This window comes from Sphingomonas koreensis (assembly GCF_002797435.1).
GTDB lineage: Bacteria > Pseudomonadota > Alphaproteobacteria > Sphingomonadales > Sphingomonadaceae > Sphingomonas > Sphingomonas koreensis.
In genome coordinates, this window is record NZ_PGEN01000001.1 from 4,151,102 (window position 1) to 4,169,003 (window position 17,902).

Sequence of the window (17,902 nt, forward strand, 5' to 3'; positions counted from 1 at the left end):
GCGACGGCAGGCTTATCTCAGGTTAAGGTGACCGCCAGGCTCAGCTGCGATAGTCGGCGTTGATCGAGATATAGCCGTGCGTCAGATCGCAGGTCCACACCGTGGCGCGGCCTTCGCCCAGGCCCAGATCGACGCCGATCTCGATCTCCTGGCCCTTGAGATGCGCGGCGACGGGGGCTTCGTCATAGCCTTCGACCGCTAGCCCGCCCGAAGCCACCTGCACGCCGCCGAAGGTGATGGCGAGCCGATCGCGATCCGCGGGTTCGCCGGCCTTGCCCACGGCCATGACGATGCGGCCCCAATTGGCGTCTTCGCCGGCGATCGCGGTCTTGACCAGCGGGGAGTTGGCGATGCTGAGCGCGATGCGGTGCGCGCTGGCGTCGCTCTCGGCGCCCTCGACATCGATGCGGATGAACTTGGACGCGCCCTCGCCGTCGCGCACGACGAGGTGGGCGAGGCGAAGGCAGAGATCGGCGAGCGCGGCGCGGAAGGCATCGGCGCCGTCGCTGTCGTCGTCCGTCAGCGGCGTGTTGCCGGCCTTGCCGGTGGCGAAGGCGAGGACGGTGTCGCTGGTCGAAGTGTCGCTGTCGACCGTGATGCACGAAAAGCTGCGCGTGTTGGCGTCGGACAGCGCGCGCTGAAGAAAGGCGGGATCGACCGCAGCGTCGGTGAAGACATAGCCCAGCATCGTCGCCATGTCGGGCGCGATCATGCCGCTGCCCTTGATCACGCCGACGAGGCTCACCGTCTTGCCGCCAACGACCGCGGTCGTCACGGCGCCCTTCTCGAACGTGTCGGTGGTGCCGATGGTCTTGGCCACATCCTCCCAACCGCACGGTTCGGCGGCAAAGGCGGCGTCGAGGCCGGCTTCGGCCTTGTCGATCGGCAGCGGTACCCCGATCACCCCGGTCGAGGAGACGAACACGTCCGACGGCTGGCAGCTCAGATGCCCCGCCACCCGCGCCGCGATCGCCTCGACCGCCGCGCGGCCGCGATTGCCGGTGAAGGCGTTGGAGTTGCCCGCATTGACGACCAGCGCGCGCGCCTTGCCCAGCACCAGCGCCTCGCGGCACCATTCGACTTCGGGCGAGGGACACTTGCTGGTGGTGGTGACGCCCGCGACACTGGTGCCTTCGTCGAGCGTGACGAAGGTCAGGTCGCAGCGATCCCAGGTCTTGTAGCGGGCGCGCGCGACACGCAGCGTCACGCCCTCGATCGGGGGGAGATAGGGGAAGCCGAGTGGGGCGAGTGGGGAGCGCTGCATCTTCAATCCTGTCGTTCGAACGTCATCCCGGCACAGGGCCGGGGTAGCGGGGGCGTTACGCAACCGCGCCCGCGGCGCTGAGTACCGCGCGGACGCTGGCGGTGGCGACATCCTCGTCGATGCCCACGCCCCAGACGGTGCGACCGTCGGCGGTGCGGCACTCGACATAGGCGGCGGCCTGCGCGCCCGATCCGTGGCCGATCGCGTGCTCGGCATAGTCAGCGATGTCGAGATCGACGCCGAAGCCCTCGCGCATCGCTGCGACGACGCTGGAGATCAGGCCGTTGCCGCGCCCGCTGACCGACTGCTGCACGCCGTCCACCTCGATCGAGCCGGCGAAGATGCGCTCGCCATTCGACGCGCGCGTCTCGTCATAGGCGCCCAGCGTGAACCGCTGCGGATGCTTGAGCCGGTAGGTTTCGACGAAGGTCGCCCAGATATCCTGCGCATTGAGCTCGCGGCTGCTCTCGTCGGCGACGCGCTGGACGTGGCGGCTGAAATCGGCCTGGAGGCGTTTGGGCAGTTTCAGGCCCTTGTCCTGCTCCAGTACCCAGGCGACGCCGCCCTTGCCCGACTGCGAGTTGACGCGGATCACCGCTTCATAGCTGCGGCCGAGATCGGCGGGGTCGATCGGGAGATAGGGCACCTCCCAATATTGGTCGTTGCGCGCCTCCTGCGCGGCAAAGCCCTTCTTGATCGCGTCCTGATGGCTGCCCGAAAAGGCGGTGAACACCAGATCGCCGGCATAGGGCGTGCGCGGGTGGACCGGGATGTTGGTGCAATATTCCACCGTCTTCACGATCTCGTCGATGTCGGAGAAGTCGAGGCCGGGATCGACGCCCTGCGTGTACATGTTCATCGCGACGGTCACGAGGTCGCAATTGCCCGTCCGCTCGCCATTGCCGAGCAGGCAGCCCTCGACGCGGTCGGCGCCGGCCATCATGCCCAGCTCCGCAGCCGCGACGCCGGTGCCCCGGTCGTTATGCGTGTGCAGCGAGACGACCACCGCGTCGCGATTGGGGATGTTGCGGCAGAAATACTCGATCTGGTCGGCATAGATGTTGGGCGTCGCGCACTCGACCGTCGCGGGCAGGTTGAAGATGATCGGGCGCTCGACCGTGGGCTGCAGCACGTCCATCACCGCGGCACAGACCTCGACCGAGAAATCGATCTCGGCGGTCGAGAAGGTTTCGGGCGAATATTGGAAATGCCAGTCGGTATCGGGCTGGGCGGCGGCATTGTCGCGCAGCAGCTTCGCCGCATCGATCGCGATCTGCTTCACCTCGGCGCGGTCCATGCCGAAGACGATCTTGCGCCACGCCGGCGAGACCGCGTTGTAGACATGGACGATGCCGGTCTTGGCACCGCGCAGACTCTCGAATGTCGTGTCGATCAGGTCACGCCGGGCCTGGGTCAGCACCTGCACCGTCACGTCGTCCGGAATGCGATTGTCGCGGACGAGGCCGGAGATGAAGTCGAACTCGGTCGCACCCGCGCTGGGGAACCCGACCTCGATTTCCTTGATGCCCACGCGGCAGATCAAGTCGAAGAAGCGGGTTTTCTTCTCCGCATCCATCGGGTCGATCAGCGCCTGATTGCCGTCGCGCATGTCGGTCGACAGCCAGCGCGGTGCGCGGGTGATCGTGCGGTTCGGCCATTGCCGGTCGGGCAGGGCGATTGGCGGGAAAGGGCGGTATTTGACGCTGGGGTCGCGCAACATTTGCGGTCTCGCTTCGATTCTGACGTGGCGTTCGGGAGTGGCTTTGCCCTTAGGCCGTGTGCGCGGCACGGCGGCCACGCGAATGCACGCGCCTAAGGGCGCGTAAGTCGAAGCAGGCGAAGGCGAAGCGTGCGCAACATCTGGGGTCGCAGATAGACCGTGGAAGCAAGAAATGTCCATAGCCGCAGCCAAGATTGATCTCGATCAGTTGCAAGCCTGGCTTTCAGCGTGCAAGCTCCTGAAAGATGAAGCAAATTCTGTACGCCAGCGTCAGCGCGCATCCCGGCGAGCAGCCGGTGGACGTGATCGCCATCCTTGAGGAGTCGCGACACAACAACGCGCTCGACGGGATCACCGGGCTGTTATGGACCGACGGCCACCGATTCCTGCAGGTGATCGAAGGCGGCGAAGAGGCGGTCGATGCCTGCTACGCACGCATTCGCGCTGACACCCGGCATCGCGCGATCGTGACGATTGTCGAGCGCACGGTCGATCGCCGCGAGTTCGGCTATTGGGCGATGGCGCACAAGACGGCCGAAACGCTGGCCGACGTGCACGATCAGCGCGTCCGGCGGATGATGGCCAATGCCGCCGAGGAAATTCGCGCGCCGTTCCTCGAACTGGTATCGGCGCGCGAAGCTGCCTGAACCCGTCTATTTGACGAATGCGGCCGCGATCTTGAGATCGACGGCGTCGCTGACCAGCGGGATGGCATAGGTGATGCCGAAATCGCTGCGGCGGATCGTCGCCTCGGCCTCGAACCCGACATTCTCCTTGCCGCCCATCTGCGGCGGGGTCTTGCCCGCGCCATAGAAATCGACGTCGAGCGTCACCGGTTTCGTCACGCCGTTGAGCGTGAGGTTGCCCGTCACTTTCGCTTCGTCGCCATCCTCGTCGATCACGACATTGGTGGAGACGAACCTGGCGTCGGCAGGGGCGGGGCCGAAGAAGTCGGGCTTGCCGCCGTCCTTGCCCGCGCGCAGCAAATGGCCGGTCAGGCCTTCGCTGGCGGTGATCACCTTGGACACGGGAATGGTGATGTCGACCTTCGAGGCCGCGGGATTCGCCTTGTCGAAGGTCGCCGTGCCGGTGATGCCGCCGAACAGGCCCCAATAGGGGGTGAAGCCGAAATGATCGACTTCCCAGCGGACCAGCGTGTGCCCCGGATCGACGGTGTAGCTGCCGCCGCTGATCGCGGCCCTGTTCTTTGAGCCCGGCAACTGCATCTGCTGCTGGGCGACGATCGGCGTGGCGATGGCGATGCTGGCCGTGAAGGCGGCGAGGACGAGGCGCATTGGCAGGACTCCCCTTTGTCGGAAACTAGTGTCGGAAAAGCGCGGGGATTGTCGGCGCGCCGGCCCCCGCGGTCAAACAACGATTCGGGAAACCTGTGTTTCCGTGCGCAGGGGCGTTCAGCCCGCCAGCGCTCCCTCGAGCATCTCGACGCGCTTGGTCTGGGCGAGCGCCTGTGCGGCGATCGCGTCGATTGCGTCATCGAGCGCCGGATAGGCCGGCGTACCCGCCTGAGCGCGCGCGCTGGCCTCCTGCTCCAGTTCCGTGATCAGCTCGACCGTTTCGCCACGCACGCCATCCAGATCGGACAGCGCCATCTGTGCGGCCACCCATGGCTGGCTGCCCGCTGCGACGCCGCGTGCGACAGCGACACGCGATTCGGCGATGGCCGCCGCCGTCTGGAAGCGTTTCGCAGCGTCCGCCGCCTTGCTGCGCTTCTCTGCGATCCGCGCGTCGAGCGCGGAATCGGGTGCCGCAACCGGATCGGGGTGCACGGGTTCGCGATCGTCGCGGCTTTCGATCGGCCGCGGGAGCAGCGATGGGTAGCCCGCATCGGTAGCGGTGCAGGCGGCCAGCATGCCCATTGGGAGAGCCAGCGCGGAGAGGAGAATGGTGCGTCGCATTGCGTTTTTTCTATGCCGCGAAGAAAGTGTGCGCAACGGGGTTGCCTTTCCCGAAAAGCGCTTCTATCTGCGCCCCTCCACTGCGCGCCCGTAGCTCAGCTGGATAGAGCATCAGACTACGAATCTGAGGGTCGGACGTTCGAATCGTTCCGGGCGCGCCATTCAAAGCCCCGCCAGGTCTTAGGACCCGGCGGGGCTTTGTTGCTTCTGGCGCCGCGCATCGCAAGCCGGCGCGGGACGGCCTGGTAGCGCCCGCGCAACATCGGATGTCTCGGGATTTCGCCACTGGAGCGGGCAGGGCGCGCGTTAGTGCCGGGCTTGTGTCCTGGCGCCCCAGCCCCGGAGTTGCCTCTCTGACCGCCCATGATGGGCTCGCGAGCTGGTCCGAGATCTCATCCGCGCAAAGAAAAGGGCGTGCGGACGGGGTGAACCCGGCCGCACGCCCTGAAAGGAGTGGGTGATCAGAAGTTGAAGCCGGTGGACAGCTTCACGGTCCGCGGCGGACCGTCGATGTTGTAATTGTTCGGGTCGCGTCGACCCGTCGTGGCGTTGAAGCCGTTATAGTTATAGTCGTTGAACAGGTTGATGATATCGACGCGCACCCAGACCCGCGTGGCGTCGCTCAGGAAACCGAGCTTCAGCTCCTTGGTCGCCGACAGGTCCATCTGGCGATAGCCCCAGCGGTCGCCATTGCCGGCCGCCTCGATCGCGACGATGTCCTTCGTCCCCGGCACGCCGGTGCCCGGCGTCGTCACGAAGCGCTTGAGCCAGACCGGCGAGGCGATCTGGAACTTGGTCGCAAGCGTGATACCGCCCGGCACATCGACCGTCCCCGCCATCACAAAGCGATGGCTGCGCACGCCCGCCGAAGGGCGGAAGGGATAGTCGCTGATGTCCTCGTAATCGAGCGCGAAGGTCTCACCGAACTGCCGGTTCTCGTTCGCCTTGGTGTAGGTATAGGTGGCGTCGATGCTCCACGGCGATTCCTTGGTGTAACGCTTGATGAGCTTCACGAAGGCGGTGTCGGCGTTGGTCTCCAGCCCGTTGTCGCCGATGATGATCGACCCAAACGGTGCGGGGGTGAAGCCGAAGGGCGCGTCGGGCGCGCCCGTCGCCGGGAAGAACAGTCCGCCCGGACGACGGTTGCCCAGCATATAGACGAAGCCGTCACGGCTTTCGACATGCGAATAGCCCACTTCAAGATCGAGCAGACCGAAATTGCCGCGCACGCCCAGGCTGTACTGGTCGGAATACGGCATCTTGATGTCGTTCTTGATGAAGCGCAGCTCGCGTCCGGCACCCGCCGGTAGGCCGGCGATCAGCGCGGCGCGTCCGGCCGCGGTCTGATAGTTGGCGTTGTAGGCGATGCAGGTCACGCTCGGCGTGCAGACGTTCACCGTGTCGCCCGGGACGTTGAAGTTGAACGTGCGGCCCGCTGCCTGGCCCTGCGCCAGTTCTTGCTGGATGAAGTCGAACTGCGTGCGGTCATACGAACGGCCGAAACCGCCGAAGATCGCGAAGCGGCCGGCTTCGTCGAGCTTGTAGTTGAAGCCGATGCGCGGCTGCCAGGCGCCGGTGAACGCCTTCCGTTCCTTGCCCGTCGAGATATAGTCGTTGATGTTGTAGTTGGCGCCGTTGAGGTTCGAGTAGTTGGCCGGGCTCACAGCGGCAACCTGCGCCGCCGAATGGACATAGTTGAGGAACGCCGGCGTGCGCTCATAGTCCCAACGCAGGCCGAGGTTGACGGTCAGGCGATCGGTTACGTCCCAGTCGTCCTGCAGATAGATTCCGAGCTGGAAGTTCTTCGACCGGATCTGCGCATCACTGAAGCCGCCAGCCAGCGCCTGGAAGGTCATCTGGTACGGCGCCGTCGTGTTGAGCGTCGTCGCGCCCAGCGGCGTGAAGTAGCGGAACGTCGGGTTGAAGCCGTTGAGCTGCAGCGAATTGAGCGTCACCCACTTCGTCTTCACGCCGACCTTGAAGGTGTGATCTTCGAGGCCGGTGTAGGTGAAGTCGTTCGAAATCTGCCAGCCTTTCTGGCCCTTGTTCTGGAAGTTGGTGCCGCCGCCGGTCTCGAGGACGTTGCCGTCAAGGAATGCACCGGCACGAGAGGGATCAGGGATGCGGATGCGATAGACGTTTCGGTTCGCGTCTGTGAACGGACGCGGGTTCCATTCCACGTCCTCATAGGCGACCTTGAAGTCGTTGATCCAGCTGTCGGCGGTATGTTCCCAGCGCGCCAGGCCGCGGATTTCCTTCACGCGAGCGACCGTGCGGGTCTCATAGGCAGTGATGCCGCCGCCGAACGATTCGCCATTCTCGTCACGATACTTGCCCGAGAATTCGAACAGGTCGCGATCGCTCGGCGTGAAGTTGATCTTGCCGAAGTAGAGGTTCTCGTTGAACTCCTCCGTGAACGAGCCGTAGTTCCCCGCGAGGTTCGCGGGGAGCAGCGGACGGCCGGAGCTCAGGAGACTGGGGAAAGTGACGTCGCGCGGGTTGAAAATGCGCTTGCCCTCATAGGCCACGAAGAAGTGCAGGACGTCCTTGATGATCGGGCCGCCGAGCGTGCCGCCGAAGTGGAGATCCTTGCTCTTGACCTTGATGCCGGTCGCGTTCGTCGGCATGAATTCGACCGGGCGCGCGTCGCGCAGGTGCTCGTTGGAGAAGTCGACGAAACCCGAGCCTTCGAACTTGTTGGTGCCCGACTTGGTTACCGCGGTGATCGCGACCGAGCTGACCTGATCGAACTCAGCCTTATAGTTCGAACTGATGACGCGATATTCGCCGATCGCCGACTGCGGGAACGGGTTGCCCTGGCTCGAATCCTGGCCAGTGATGCCGTTCTTCAGGACATAGTCCTTCTGGCCGACGCCATCGATGAAGATGTTGACCGTGTTCGAGGTCTGCGCGCCGCCCTGAAGACGAGCCTGCTGGGTGCTGCCGCTGGTCACGAACTGCACGCCGGGAGCGAGGTCGGCAAAGGCCATGAAGTTGCGGTTGTACTGCGGCAGCTGCTGGATCAGGCGCTGCGAGATCGTCGTGCCGATTTCACCACCCTGCATCGAACGGATGCGGCTGCCGGTGACGATGACCTCTTCACCGCCAGGCGTGCTGACGTCGGGCGTCGAGAGATCGAAGTCGAACTCGGCATTCTGCGCGACCGCAAGGCGGAATTCGTCGGTGCGGCGCACGCCATTGGGGGTCGTGACCTCAAGCCGGTAGTTGCCCGGGGGAAGCGAGGCGAACTGATAGGCGCCATCGGCGGTCGGCGTGCTGGTGCGGGTGAAGCCGGTATCGACGTTGACGATCGTGACTTGGCTGACGCCGCCCTCGGCAGTCACCTTGCCGCGCAGCGACGAGGACACCTGCGCCTGCGCGGGGGCGGCGACTCCGACCGCCAGCGCCGCGGCGCCGCTGGTCCAGGCAAGTGCGGCCGCGACCGCGCGGATTCGCGAACGGCGAACGACACCGGTTTTGGCGATATGTGTTGAATTCACTGCATCCCCCCTTGTTACACAAGCGTGACAACGTTTACCTTCGATGGCGTCTCGCGACTCGAAACGACTCGACGGCGCGCTCTTATGTTCTTCGATTGAAAAATGTAACCGGTTTCATCTGTGCTGGATAGTTGCCCAGGCGATGGGAACGTTATCATCTACGGTTCCGCCCGAAACTGTTGCCTGAAGGTGACGCCTCTCAAGGGGGGCGCGCGCGGCGGGTTGGGCGGGCGTTAACCCTTTTACCGCCCCTTAACCCTGTATGGTTACCCCGTCGCAAGGGCCGAAGAAGGGGAGTTCGCCTTGCGCATTCTGATCGTGGACGACGAGCCGGGGATGCACCAATCCTATCGCCAGTGCTTCAGGCGCGCGAGCGGGGATCAGGGGCACGCGCTCGATGCGATGGCGGCCGAACTGTTCGGCGACGAAGCTGCGCCTGCGGCTGCGGAAGAGCCCGCGGGGTTCGAGACCGTCCATTGCATGCAGGGCGTCGAGGGTGTCGAGGCGGTCGCGGCGGGGCTTGCGCGCGGGGAGCGGTTCGCGGTCGCGTTCATCGACGTGCGCATGCCACCAGGGATCGATGGCAAGGAAACGGCAAAGCGGATCCGTCAGCTCGATCCCGACATCAACCTCGTGATCGTGACCGGCTTCTCTGATTTCTCGCCGCTCGAAATCAGCCGTGCGGCGGGCCCGGCGGACAAGATCTTCTACATCGCCAAGCCGTTTCAGGCCGAAGAAGTCGTGCAGACCGCGATCGCGCTCTCGCATCGCTGGGAAGCCGACCGCGCGCTCGCTGCGGCGATGACGCGGCTCGAGGAGCAGAAGGCCGAGCTTGCTGCGAACGAGAGCAAGGCCACGCATCTCGCCAATCACGACAGCCTGACCGATGCGCCCAATCGGCTCGCCTTCATGCGCGCGCTGACCGATCATGTCCGCGGGCCGGACGTGTTTGCGATGGCGATGATGGACCTCGACCGGTTCAAGCTGGTCAATGATACGTTCGGGCATCTGGCGGGTGACGAGCTGATCCGCATGGTCTGCAACGTCGTGCAGGAATCGGTGCCGGAGGGTGGCTTCGTCGCCCGGCTCGGCGGCGACGAATTCGCGGTGCTGATGAAGGTGACCGGCGAGGACGAGGCGGTGATGGCGGTCGAGCGGCTGCTCCTCGCCTGTTCGACGACCTTCACCGTGTTCGGTCATTCGGTGCAGGGCTCGGCCTCGGCCGGTCTCGTCATCGTCCAGCCGGGGATGCAGCACGACCCGATCGACGTGATGCGCCGCGCAGACCTTGCGCTCAACGAGTCCAAGAAGGCCGGACGCGGCATCGTCAAACTGTTCGACGAGAGCATGGACGAATCCATCCGTTTCCGCCGCCAGATCGAGGGAGGGCTCAGCCAGGCGATCGCCAATGGCGAGTTGCGCCTCATGTACCAGCCGATCGTCGCGCGCGACGGACTGGAGGTCGTGGCGTTCGAAGCGCTGCTCCGTTGGAGCAGCCCCGAATATGGCCATATTTCCCCCGGCCTGTTCATTCCGATCGCCGAGGAATCGAACCTCATTCACGAACTGGGCGACTGGGTGCTCGACGAGGCGCTGCGGACCCTGCAGCAATGGCCGGGGCAATATGTCTCGGTGAACTTCAGCCCGCGCCAGTTCCGCCGCCAGAATTTCGTCGGCCATGTCGTCGAACGCGTCCAGCGCGCCGGGATCGAGCCCAATCGGCTTCAGATCGAGATCACCGAGACGGCGATCTTCGACAATGCCGAACGGGCGGCGGAAACGCTCTATCGTCTGCGTCAGATGGGGTTCCGGATCGCGCTGGACGATTTCGGCACCGGCTATTCCTCGCTCTACAATATCCGCAAGTTCGCGCTCGATTGCCTCAAGATCGACCGCAGCTTCATCGACGGGATGGGCCGCGAGCGCGAAAGCGCAGCGATCGTCCATTCGATCATCCATCTCGGCCGCGCCCTGGGGCTCGAAGTCGTCGCGGAAGGCGTCGAGACCGAGGCGCATCTGAGAGCGCTCCAGCTCGCCGGCTGCAGCCACTATCAGGGCTATTATCTCGCCCGGCCGCTCGAGGCTGAGGACGCGGTGGCGCTCGCGCATGAGCCATTCATGGCGGCGGACCCGATCGCGATCGCGGAGGCCGATGCAGAGATGCCGGGCAACGGCACCCGGGGCTGATGCCGCGCTGGCGGACCACTTTCGCGCGGCTGCGCCGGCGCATTCCCGTTTCTCTCGGCGCCAAGCTGGTCGCGATCCTGACCGGCGTCGCGCTGCTGGGGGCGGGGGCGGTGACGCTGCTGCTTGCCCTCGTCATCACGCCCGGTTTCGACCAGCTCGAACAGGCGGCGGTGGAGGGGCATGTCGAGCGTACCCGCGCCGCGCTCACCGAATATGCTTCGAAGGTCGAAGCCTCGGTCCGCGACTATGGCGACTGGAGCGAGAGCTACGACTATATGGGCGCACCGAACAAGGCGTTCGAGGAGGATAGCTTCGCGACGTCCGCGATGATCAACCTCGGCGTCAACGGGATGGCCTATGTTACGCCGCAGGGCAAAGTGGTGATCGCCCGCTGGCTCGATATCGACAGCGGGCGCGACGTTCCGGCGATGCGCAGCCGCATGCTCGAGGCGATCGGCCGGATCGATCTTGCCACGGCGCTGGCGGGCGACAATTCGGCGAGCTTCTATGTTCGGCTTGGCGACCAGATCGCCGCGATCGGCATCGCACAGGTCCGGCGCACCGACGGCACCGGCGAACCGCGGGGGCATGTCGTCATGGCGCGACTTCTCTCCTCCAAGCAGCTGTCGACCCTTTTGCAGGTAAAGGCGGCGCTTGATGTGCCGCATCCGGTGCCCGACGCAACGGTGACGCGCCACGAGTACAGCCAGATGGTTGCAGTGCCCATCCGCGGACCCGGCGGTGTCCCGGTCGCGAGTGCCACCTATTCGGTGTCGCGCGATCTATCGGCGCTGGGACGCAATATGCTGTTGTTCGCCGTCGGCGGAACGGTGTTGCTGCTGCTCGTGGTGATGGCCGTACTCAGCCTGATGATCGCGCGGCTGGTGTTGCGGCCGCTCCATCGGGTGGAACGGCATATGGGGCTGGTACGCAGTTCGGGCGATCTGCTGCCGCTGACCGAAAAATCGCGCGGGGACGAGATCGGTAGCCTGGTCAACAGCTTCAACGGGATGCTGAGCCAGCTCAAGGATCTGCGCGAGCAGGTCGAGGCGCAGTCGTTCAAGCTCGGTCAGTCCGAGAGTGCGGTTGCGGTGATGCACAATGTCCGCAACGCGCTGAACCCGGTCAGCACGGTGCTGAGCCAGGGTCTGGCGCCGGTGCCGGTTGCCGATCGCGCGCTGGTCGATCGCGCACTGGCCGAACTGGCGGACCCGGAGATCCCGGCGGTGCGGCGGCAGAAGCTGGCGGCGTTCGTGGCTGCGGCCTTTGCCAGCGAGGCGGGCGCGCGTGAGGAACGCGACGGCCAGATGGCGATCGGCCGTGACGCCTTGCAGAATGTCCTCGAGATCATCGGCCGCCAGCAGGAGCAGGCGCATGAGCGCCCGCCGCTCGACCCGTGCGACGTCACTGACATCGTCGCCCGCAACGCGACGATCGCGCGCTATTCGGGCGGCAGCTCGATCGCCTTCCACTTCCCGTCCCGGGCGCACTGGGCGATAGCGAACCGCGTGCTGCTCAGCCAGGTGATCGGCAACCTCTTCGCCAATGCCGCCGAGGCGATCGCCGCGACCGGACATGAAAGTGGCAGCATCTCGGTCACGATCCGCGAGCATGACGGCAAGGTCGAGATCGCGATCCGCGACGATGGCGAGGGGTTCGATCCGGAGATCGCCGCCAAGCTGTTCCAGCGCGGCTTCTCGACCCGCGAGAGCAAGATGGGCGGGCTCGGCCTGCACTGGTGCGCCAATTCGATGATCGCAATGGGCGGCAGCCTGGCGCTGCGCAGCGACGGCAAGGGGACGGGCGCGCGCGCGGTGCTGACACTTCAGGCCGCCGACGCGGCGAAAGCGGGAATCGCGGCCTAGGGCACGCGGATCGCGCCAGCCCCTAGCCCCAGCCGACCCGCTTCGGTGGTGCCAGATCGTCCCTGCGCCGCAGATAGGGTGCGACGAGGTTGCGGGCGCGGAAGAATTCCTGGGCGTGGGGCGTGAGTGTCTCGAAATTGCCGATCACGCGGCGGCAGTTCGCCGAACGGCACTGGCAGATCATATGCCAGTTCGACTGCGCCAGCGTGGTGGAATAGTCCCAGCTGATCTCCTCGCCGAATGCGATGTCGCGGATCGCGACCAGGATCACGCCGTCATCGGTGAAGCGCAGCCCGGCGTTGGGATCGCAACTATGGTTGACCAGATCGTCGAGCTGCCCCGACGGACCCATATAATGGTCGGGGGTGACCTGCACGAAGCGGTCCTCGCTCCCGCGCATCAGGCTCGGCACCTCCGTCACATGGAAACGGCGGCCGGTGAAGCGCATCAGCTCCGCCCCCTCGGCGAAGCGACACCGGGCGTACACGGCCTTGCCCAGATGATTGTCGCCGACCGCGAACAGATTTCGGTCGGGGCGGTACCGGTCGAGGATGAGGAAGTTGCCGCGTGCCGACCCCAGCGAGCGCAACGGGTTGATCGTGGCCAGACCGATCATGAACCAGATGCTCGCATGGCAGGCGAGTTCGACGAAGATATAGGCGAACTCGTCCACGCCGGTGCCCCCCGCGCGTGCGGCGACGAGCAGCGTCGCGAGGTCGCCCAGCGTCCACAACCCCCATGCCGGGGAACGCTCGCGGCTGCGGTCCTTCCATACGCTCGCCCAGGTCGGCCAGAAGCTGATCGGGACGGCCGCGACCACCAGCATGTGCGCCCAGAAGGTCTCGCGGAACGCGACCCACAGGATCAGCGCGACGAGGCAGGCGGCCATGCACAGGGATTCGACGGTGCTGGGCTGTGCCCAGTTCGACCGCCGCCACAGCGCGAGCGTGACGACGATGCAGCAGATGGCGGAGAGCAGGAAGACCCAGCTTTGCGGCGAGCCGGGGTTCACCGCGTTGTAGGTGAGCGCTTCGACCGCTGCCGATGCGCTCCAGATCAGCCACGACGCGCGGTTGGGCTGGACGATCTCGCGTCGTAGCCCGAGCAGATAGACCGCATAGGCAGCGAAGCTGAATCCCATCGCGGTCACGAACCAGAAATCGGCCGTCATCATGCCCCCTTGCCAAGGGACTGTTTACCTTATCCGCTAACCTTCGTCAAAGCGCGACTCGTGCTGAGTCCACGAGTCGCGTGGAATCAAAAGTCACATTTGGCGACTTGATCGAGGACCGTATCGGCAAGCTCGCGACGGCAGATCAACAGGTCCGGCATGCTCGATCCCGCCTGGTTGTAGACCAGGGGCGATCCGTCGATCCGCGAGGCGTGCAGCCCTGCGGCAAGCGCTACGGCGACCGGCGCGCAATTGTCCCATTGATGCTGGCCGCCCGAATGGAGGTAGATTTCCGCTTCGCCCAGCACCACCGCCATCGCCTTGGCGCCGGCGGAACCCATGCCGAGCGTCGGCGCGTCGAGCGCCTGCGATACCGCGGCGCACAGCTGGCTCGGACGCGTGCGGCTGACCAGCATCCGCGGCGGGGCGGCTGCGGGGGGCAGGGGCGGGGGCGCATCGTTCGAAAGCGTGATGCCGCGGCGGGGCAGCGCCACGGCGCCCACGGCCGGGGCACCGTCTATCGCAAGTGCGATGTGCACGGCCCAATCCTCGCGGCCTTCGGCGAACTCGCGGGTCCCGTCCAGGGGGTCGACGATCCAGACCCGGCGGGACGCGAGGCGAATGGGATCGTCCGCCGACTCCTCCGACAGCACCGGATCGTCCGGCCGCATGCTGCGCAGCATGTCGAGGATCAGGCGGTTCGCCTCGCGGTCCCCGCGATCGCCGTCGGCGCCTTCCTCCTGGATCTTGAGCAGCAATGCTCCGGCCGCATCCGCGACGGCGCGCGCAACTTCGGCGTCAGCCATACCCGTATGGCCTTGATCGGACCGGGGCCAGCCTAAGGGCGTTTCTGCAGCTCGCGGCGCTTTGCCTCTGAACTGCCCGCCATGCGCAGCTTACGCCAATGCGCGCGTTGGCGGTACACCAGCCCCGCCACAGTGGCACCCGTGAAGAGCGCAGCGAGGATCCCAAAGGCGATCCACTCCCGAACTTCAAACTCCCCCAACTCTCTACTCCGCAAGCAAGCGCGACAAACCGGCGCGTCATAACACTGGGGACCAGATACCGAGGATACGCTCGATGATCAATTCGGCAGCTTCCTCGGGCGTCATCAAACTGGTGATAATTCGGATCTCGGGGTTCTCGGGTGCTTCATATGGGCTTGAAATGCCGGTGAAGTTCGTGATCTCGCCGGCACGTGCCTTCTTGTAGAGACCCTTCACATCGCGGCGTTCGGCCTCTTCGATCGGGGTGTCGATGAAGATCTCGAAGAACTCGCCATCGGGGATCATGCTGCGCACCATTTCGCGCTCGGCACGGAAGGGCGAGATGAACGCGGTGAGCACGATCAGCCCGGCATCGGTCATCAGCTTGGCGACCTGACCGACGCGTCGGATATTCTCCACCCGGTCGGCATCGCTGAAGCCCAGATCGCGGTTGAGGCCGTGGCGGATATTGTCGCCATCGAGCAGGAAGCTGTGCTTGCCCATCGCGTGCAGCTTCTTTTCGACCAGATTGGCGATGGTCGACTTGCCCGATCCGGACAGTCCGGTGAACCACAACAGGCGCGGGTGCTGGCCTTTCTGTGCGGCATGCGCTTCGCGCGTGATCTCCACTGCCTGCCAGTGGACGTTCTGCGCACGACGCAACGCGTGGTCGATCATCCCCGCCGCGACGGTGGCGTTGGTGATCTTGTCGATCAGGATGAAGCCACCCAGGTCCTTGTTGGGAGTCCCCGCCTCGGCGGCATAGGTTTCGAACACCACGCCCCGGTCGGTCGCGATTTCGGCGACGCCGATGTCGTTGAGTCCCAGCGTCTTGGCGGACAGCTTGGCCAGCGTGTTGACATCGATCGCGTGCTCGGGCTCACGGATCGTGGCGCTCACCGTCTGCGTCCCGAGCTTCAGCCAGTAGCTGCGGCCGGGCAGCATCTCCTGCTGGTCCATCCAAACGATCGTGGCGCTGAACTGGTCCGCAACCTGGGGCGGATCGCCCGCCGCGACGATCACGTCGCCGCGCGAACAGTCGATCTCGTCGGCAAGCGTCAGCGTGACCGACTGGTCGCGACCGGCCTCGTCCAGGTCGCCGTCATAGCTGACGATACGCGCGACGGTGCTGGTTCGACCCGAGGGGAGGACGCGAATCTTGTCGCCCGGCTTCACCGTGCCCCCGGAGATCGTTCCCGCAAAGCCGCGGAAATCCAGATTGGGGCGGTTGACCCATTGCACCGGCATGCGGAACGGACGGGCGGCGCCGCCCTCGCCGACGGGCACCTCCTCGAGGTGCGCGATCAGGGCCGGGCCGGTGTACCAAGGCGTGTTTGCACTAGTGGCGGTGATGTTGTCGCCCTTGAAGCCCGAAATCGGGATCGCGGTGAAATCCTCGATACCGATCGAAGCCGCGAATGCGCGATAGTCGGCGACGATGCCGTCGAACACCGACTGATCATAGCCGACCAGATCCATCTTGTTCACCGCCAGGACGATGTGACGGATGCCGATCAGGTGGGCGAGGAAGCTGTGCCGCCGCGTCTGGGTCAGAACGCCCTTGCGCGCATCGATCAGGATCACGGCGAGGTCGGCGGTCGAGGCGCCGGTGACCATGTTCCGCGTATACTGTTCATGCCCCGGCGTGTCGGCGACGATGAACTTGCGTTTCTCGGTCGCGAAGAAGCGATAGGCGACGTCGATCGTGATGCCCTGCTCGCGCTCGGCGGCGAGACCGTCGACGAGCAGCGCGAAGTCGATCTCCTGCCCCTGCGTGCCGACACGCTTGCTGTCGGCCTCGAGTGCGGCAAGCTGATCCTCGAAGATCATCTTGCTGTCGTAGAGCAGGCGGCCGATCAGTGTGGACTTGCCGTCGTCGACCGATCCGCAGGTGATGAAGCGCAGCAGCGACTTGGATTGATGCTGCGCCAGATAGGCGCCGATGTCGGACGCGATCAATGCGTCGGGGCGATAGCTGGAGGTCATGGTTTCAATCCGTCACCCCAGCGAAAGCTGGGGTCTCTTTCGGTCGTGAGTGTGATGTTCCTGGCGCGCGGCCCCGGCTTGCGCCGGGGTTGACGCTTCGGAACGCTTCGCATTCCGTGGCACGTCAAAAATACCCCTCCTGCTTCTTCTTCTCCATCGATGCGGCCTGATCGTGATCGATCGCGCGGCCCTGGCGCTCGCTGGTGGTAGTCAGCAGCATTTCCTGGATCACCTCGTCCAGCGTCGCAGCCTCGCTCTCCACCGCGCCGGTCAGCGGGTAGCAGCCCAGGGTGCGGAAGCGGATCGATCGTTCGACCGGCACTTCGCCGTCCAGCGGGAAGCGATCGTCATCGACCATCAGCGTGAGGCCCCCGCGCACCACGGTCGGGCGCGGCGCCGCGAAGTAGAGCGGGACGATCTCGATCCCTTCGGCGCGGATATATTGCCAGATGTCGAGCTCGGTCCAGTTCGAGAGCGGGAAGACGCGGATGCTCTCGCCCTTGGCCTTTTTCGCATTGTAGAGCCGCCACAGCTCGGGCCGCTGCGCCTTGGGATCCCAGCGGTGGCTGGCCGAGCGGAAGCTGAACACGCGCTCCTTGGCGCGGCTCTTCTCCTCGTCGCGTCGCGCGCCGCCGAACGCCGCGTCGAAGCCATATTTGTCCAGCGCCTGCTTCAGTCCCTCGGTCTTCCACAGGTCGGTATGCAGCCCGCCATGGTCGAACGGGTTGATCCCGCGCGCCTCGGCTTCGGGATTGCGGTGGACCAGCAGCTCCATGCCCGCGTCGCGCGCGGCCTTGTCGCGCAGCGCGTACATGTCGCGGAATTTCCAGGTCGTATCGACGTGAAGCAGCGGGAAGGGCGGCGGGGCGGGGTAGAAGGCCTTCTTGGCCAGGTGGAGCATCACCGCGCTGTCCTTGCCGATCGAATAGAGCATCACGGGACGCTCCGCCTCGGCCACGACCTCGCGCAGGATATGGATGCTCTCGGCCTCTAGCCGGGCAAGATGGGTAAGCGACTGCATGGCCGCCGACTTAGTCACACGAACCCGCGGCTGCGATCTAGATAAAGTTTAGGCCGCTCCAGTCTGGCGCGGGGCGCGATCTCAGGCCGCGCGATCGCGATCGAGCCGCCATCCGACCGCATCCTTCACCATCGCAGCACCACAGCCCTTGCAGCGCCCGTGATGCCAATGCGTGCCGATGACCACGCTGGAGCGATCGCGCTTGTGCTGGCCTAGCGCGCAACGCGCAAGCTGCAGAATACTCATGCTATGCTGATCCTTCACCTCAGGACGGGGCGTCACCACA

At 65.3% G+C, this 17,902-nt stretch carries 13 protein-coding genes and 1 tRNA gene; 4 read left to right on the forward strand and 10 right to left on the reverse strand.

Annotated features, from left to right (window positions below; all coding sequences use genetic code 11):
- Positions 1 to 40: 40 nt before the first annotated feature.
- Together argJ and leuA are read right to left on the reverse strand one after the other, a co-directional pair.
- Positions 41 to 1,264 (reverse strand): bifunctional glutamate N-acetyltransferase/amino-acid acetyltransferase ArgJ, encoded by a 1,224-nt coding sequence (argJ, locus tag BDW16_RS19890; RefSeq protein WP_066581201.1) that lies wholly within the window; start codon positions 1,262 to 1,264, stop codon positions 41 to 43.
- 55 nt (positions 1,265 to 1,319) lie between these two features.
- Positions 1,320 to 2,984, reverse strand: a complete 1,665-nt coding sequence (gene leuA / locus BDW16_RS19895; protein ID WP_066581134.1) for a 2-isopropylmalate synthase — start codon at positions 2,982 to 2,984, stop codon at positions 1,320 to 1,322.
- 245 nt (positions 2,985 to 3,229) lie between these two features.
- On the opposite strand from leuA, the gene BDW16_RS19900 reads away from it, so the two are divergent.
- Positions 3,230 to 3,631 (forward strand): BLUF domain-containing protein, encoded by a 402-nt coding sequence (locus BDW16_RS19900; RefSeq protein ID WP_066581133.1) that lies wholly within the window; start codon positions 3,230 to 3,232, stop codon positions 3,629 to 3,631.
- 6 nt (positions 3,632 to 3,637) lie between these two features.
- Here the strand turns inward: BDW16_RS19900 and BDW16_RS19905 are convergent, their stop codons facing one another.
- Positions 3,638 to 4,279 (reverse strand): YceI family protein, encoded by a 642-nt coding sequence (locus BDW16_RS19905; protein WP_066581132.1) that lies wholly within the window; start codon positions 4,277 to 4,279, stop codon positions 3,638 to 3,640.
- Between the two features lie 117 nt (positions 4,280 to 4,396).
- Complete coding sequence (locus BDW16_RS19910; protein WP_125458924.1) at positions 4,397 to 4,900, reverse strand: hypothetical protein; 504 nt, start codon at positions 4,898 to 4,900, stop codon at positions 4,397 to 4,399.
- Positions 4,901 to 4,984: 84 nt separating this feature from the next.
- Here BDW16_RS19910 and BDW16_RS19915 point away from each other — a divergent pair.
- Positions 4,985 to 5,061, forward strand: a tRNA-Arg gene (locus tag BDW16_RS19915).
- A gap of 300 nt (positions 5,062 to 5,361) precedes the next feature.
- On the opposite strand, the gene BDW16_RS19920 is transcribed toward BDW16_RS19915, so the two are convergent.
- A complete protein-coding gene (locus tag BDW16_RS19920) occupies positions 5,362 to 8,400 on the reverse strand; it encodes a TonB-dependent receptor domain-containing protein (protein WP_083954437.1) in 3,039 nt (1,012 codons plus the stop codon).
- Between the two features lie 303 nt (positions 8,401 to 8,703).
- Between BDW16_RS19920 and BDW16_RS19925 the strand changes: the two genes are divergently transcribed.
- Both BDW16_RS19925 and BDW16_RS19930 read left to right on the forward strand, forming a co-directional pair.
- Positions 8,704 to 10,587, forward strand: a complete 1,884-nt coding sequence (locus tag BDW16_RS19925; RefSeq protein ID WP_241230605.1) for a putative bifunctional diguanylate cyclase/phosphodiesterase — start codon at positions 8,704 to 8,706, stop codon at positions 10,585 to 10,587.
- Entirely contained in the window at positions 10,587 to 12,452 is a 1,866-nt protein-coding gene (locus tag BDW16_RS19930) for a sensor histidine kinase (protein ID WP_066581128.1), read from the forward strand. Before BDW16_RS19925 ends, BDW16_RS19930 begins: the two co-directional genes overlap by 1 nt.
- A 22-nt stretch (positions 12,453 to 12,474) precedes the next feature.
- Here the strand turns inward: BDW16_RS19930 and BDW16_RS19935 are convergent, their stop codons facing one another.
- From BDW16_RS19935 to BDW16_RS21425, 5 genes are all read right to left on the reverse strand, one after another.
- Positions 12,475 to 13,623, reverse strand: coding sequence for an SET domain-containing protein (locus tag BDW16_RS19935; protein ID WP_066581197.1), 1,149 nt, complete (start codon positions 13,621 to 13,623; stop codon positions 12,475 to 12,477).
- 86 nt (positions 13,624 to 13,709) lie between these two features.
- Positions 13,710 to 14,429, reverse strand: a complete 720-nt coding sequence (locus BDW16_RS19940; RefSeq protein WP_066581127.1) for a 3'(2'),5'-bisphosphate nucleotidase CysQ — start codon at positions 14,427 to 14,429, stop codon at positions 13,710 to 13,712.
- A gap of 237 nt (positions 14,430 to 14,666) precedes the next feature.
- Positions 14,667 to 16,595: a sulfate adenylyltransferase subunit CysN gene (cysN, locus tag BDW16_RS19945; protein ID WP_075152307.1), complete on the reverse strand. Its 1,929-nt coding sequence runs from the start codon at positions 16,593 to 16,595 to the stop codon at positions 14,667 to 14,669.
- A 124-nt stretch (positions 16,596 to 16,719) separates the two neighbouring features.
- Complete coding sequence (gene cysD, locus BDW16_RS19950; RefSeq protein WP_255265781.1) at positions 16,720 to 17,634, reverse strand: sulfate adenylyltransferase subunit CysD; 915 nt, start codon at positions 17,632 to 17,634, stop codon at positions 16,720 to 16,722.
- A 63-nt stretch (positions 17,635 to 17,697) separates the two neighbouring features.
- Positions 17,698 to 17,862, reverse strand: coding sequence for a hypothetical protein (locus BDW16_RS21425; RefSeq protein ID WP_157081436.1), 165 nt, complete (start codon positions 17,860 to 17,862; stop codon positions 17,698 to 17,700).
- Between the last annotated feature and the right edge of the window lie 40 nt (positions 17,863 to 17,902).

Bases quoted from the DNA above. Each gene is read 5' to 3' on its own strand.
- leuA (WP_066581134.1), bottom strand. From the start codon at position 2,984: ATGTTGCGCGACCCCAGCGTCAAATACCGCCCTTTCCCGCCAATCGCC.
- BDW16_RS19940 (WP_066581127.1), bottom strand. From the start codon at position 14,429: ATGGCTGACGCCGAAGTTGCGCGCGCCGTCGCGGATGCGGCCGGAGCA.
- cysN (WP_075152307.1), bottom strand. From the start codon at position 16,595: ATGACCTCCAGCTATCGCCCCGACGCATTGATCGCGTCCGACATCGGC.
- BDW16_RS19905 (WP_066581132.1), bottom strand. From the start codon at position 4,279: ATGCGCCTCGTCCTCGCCGCCTTCACGGCCAGCATCGCCATCGCCACG.
- BDW16_RS19910 (WP_125458924.1), bottom strand. From the start codon at position 4,900: ATGCGACGCACCATTCTCCTCTCCGCGCTGGCTCTCCCAATGGGCATG.
- argJ (WP_066581201.1), bottom strand. From the start codon at position 1,264: ATGCAGCGCTCCCCACTCGCCCCACTCGGCTTCCCCTATCTCCCCCCG.
- BDW16_RS19935 (WP_066581197.1), bottom strand. From the start codon at position 13,623: ATGACGGCCGATTTCTGGTTCGTGACCGCGATGGGATTCAGCTTCGCT.
- BDW16_RS19930 (WP_066581128.1), top strand. From the start codon at position 10,587: ATGCCGCGCTGGCGGACCACTTTCGCGCGGCTGCGCCGGCGCATTCCC.
- BDW16_RS19900 (WP_066581133.1), top strand. From the start codon at position 3,230: ATGAAGCAAATTCTGTACGCCAGCGTCAGCGCGCATCCCGGCGAGCAG.
- BDW16_RS21425 (WP_157081436.1), bottom strand. From the start codon at position 17,862: ATGAGTATTCTGCAGCTTGCGCGTTGCGCGCTAGGCCAGCACAAGCGC.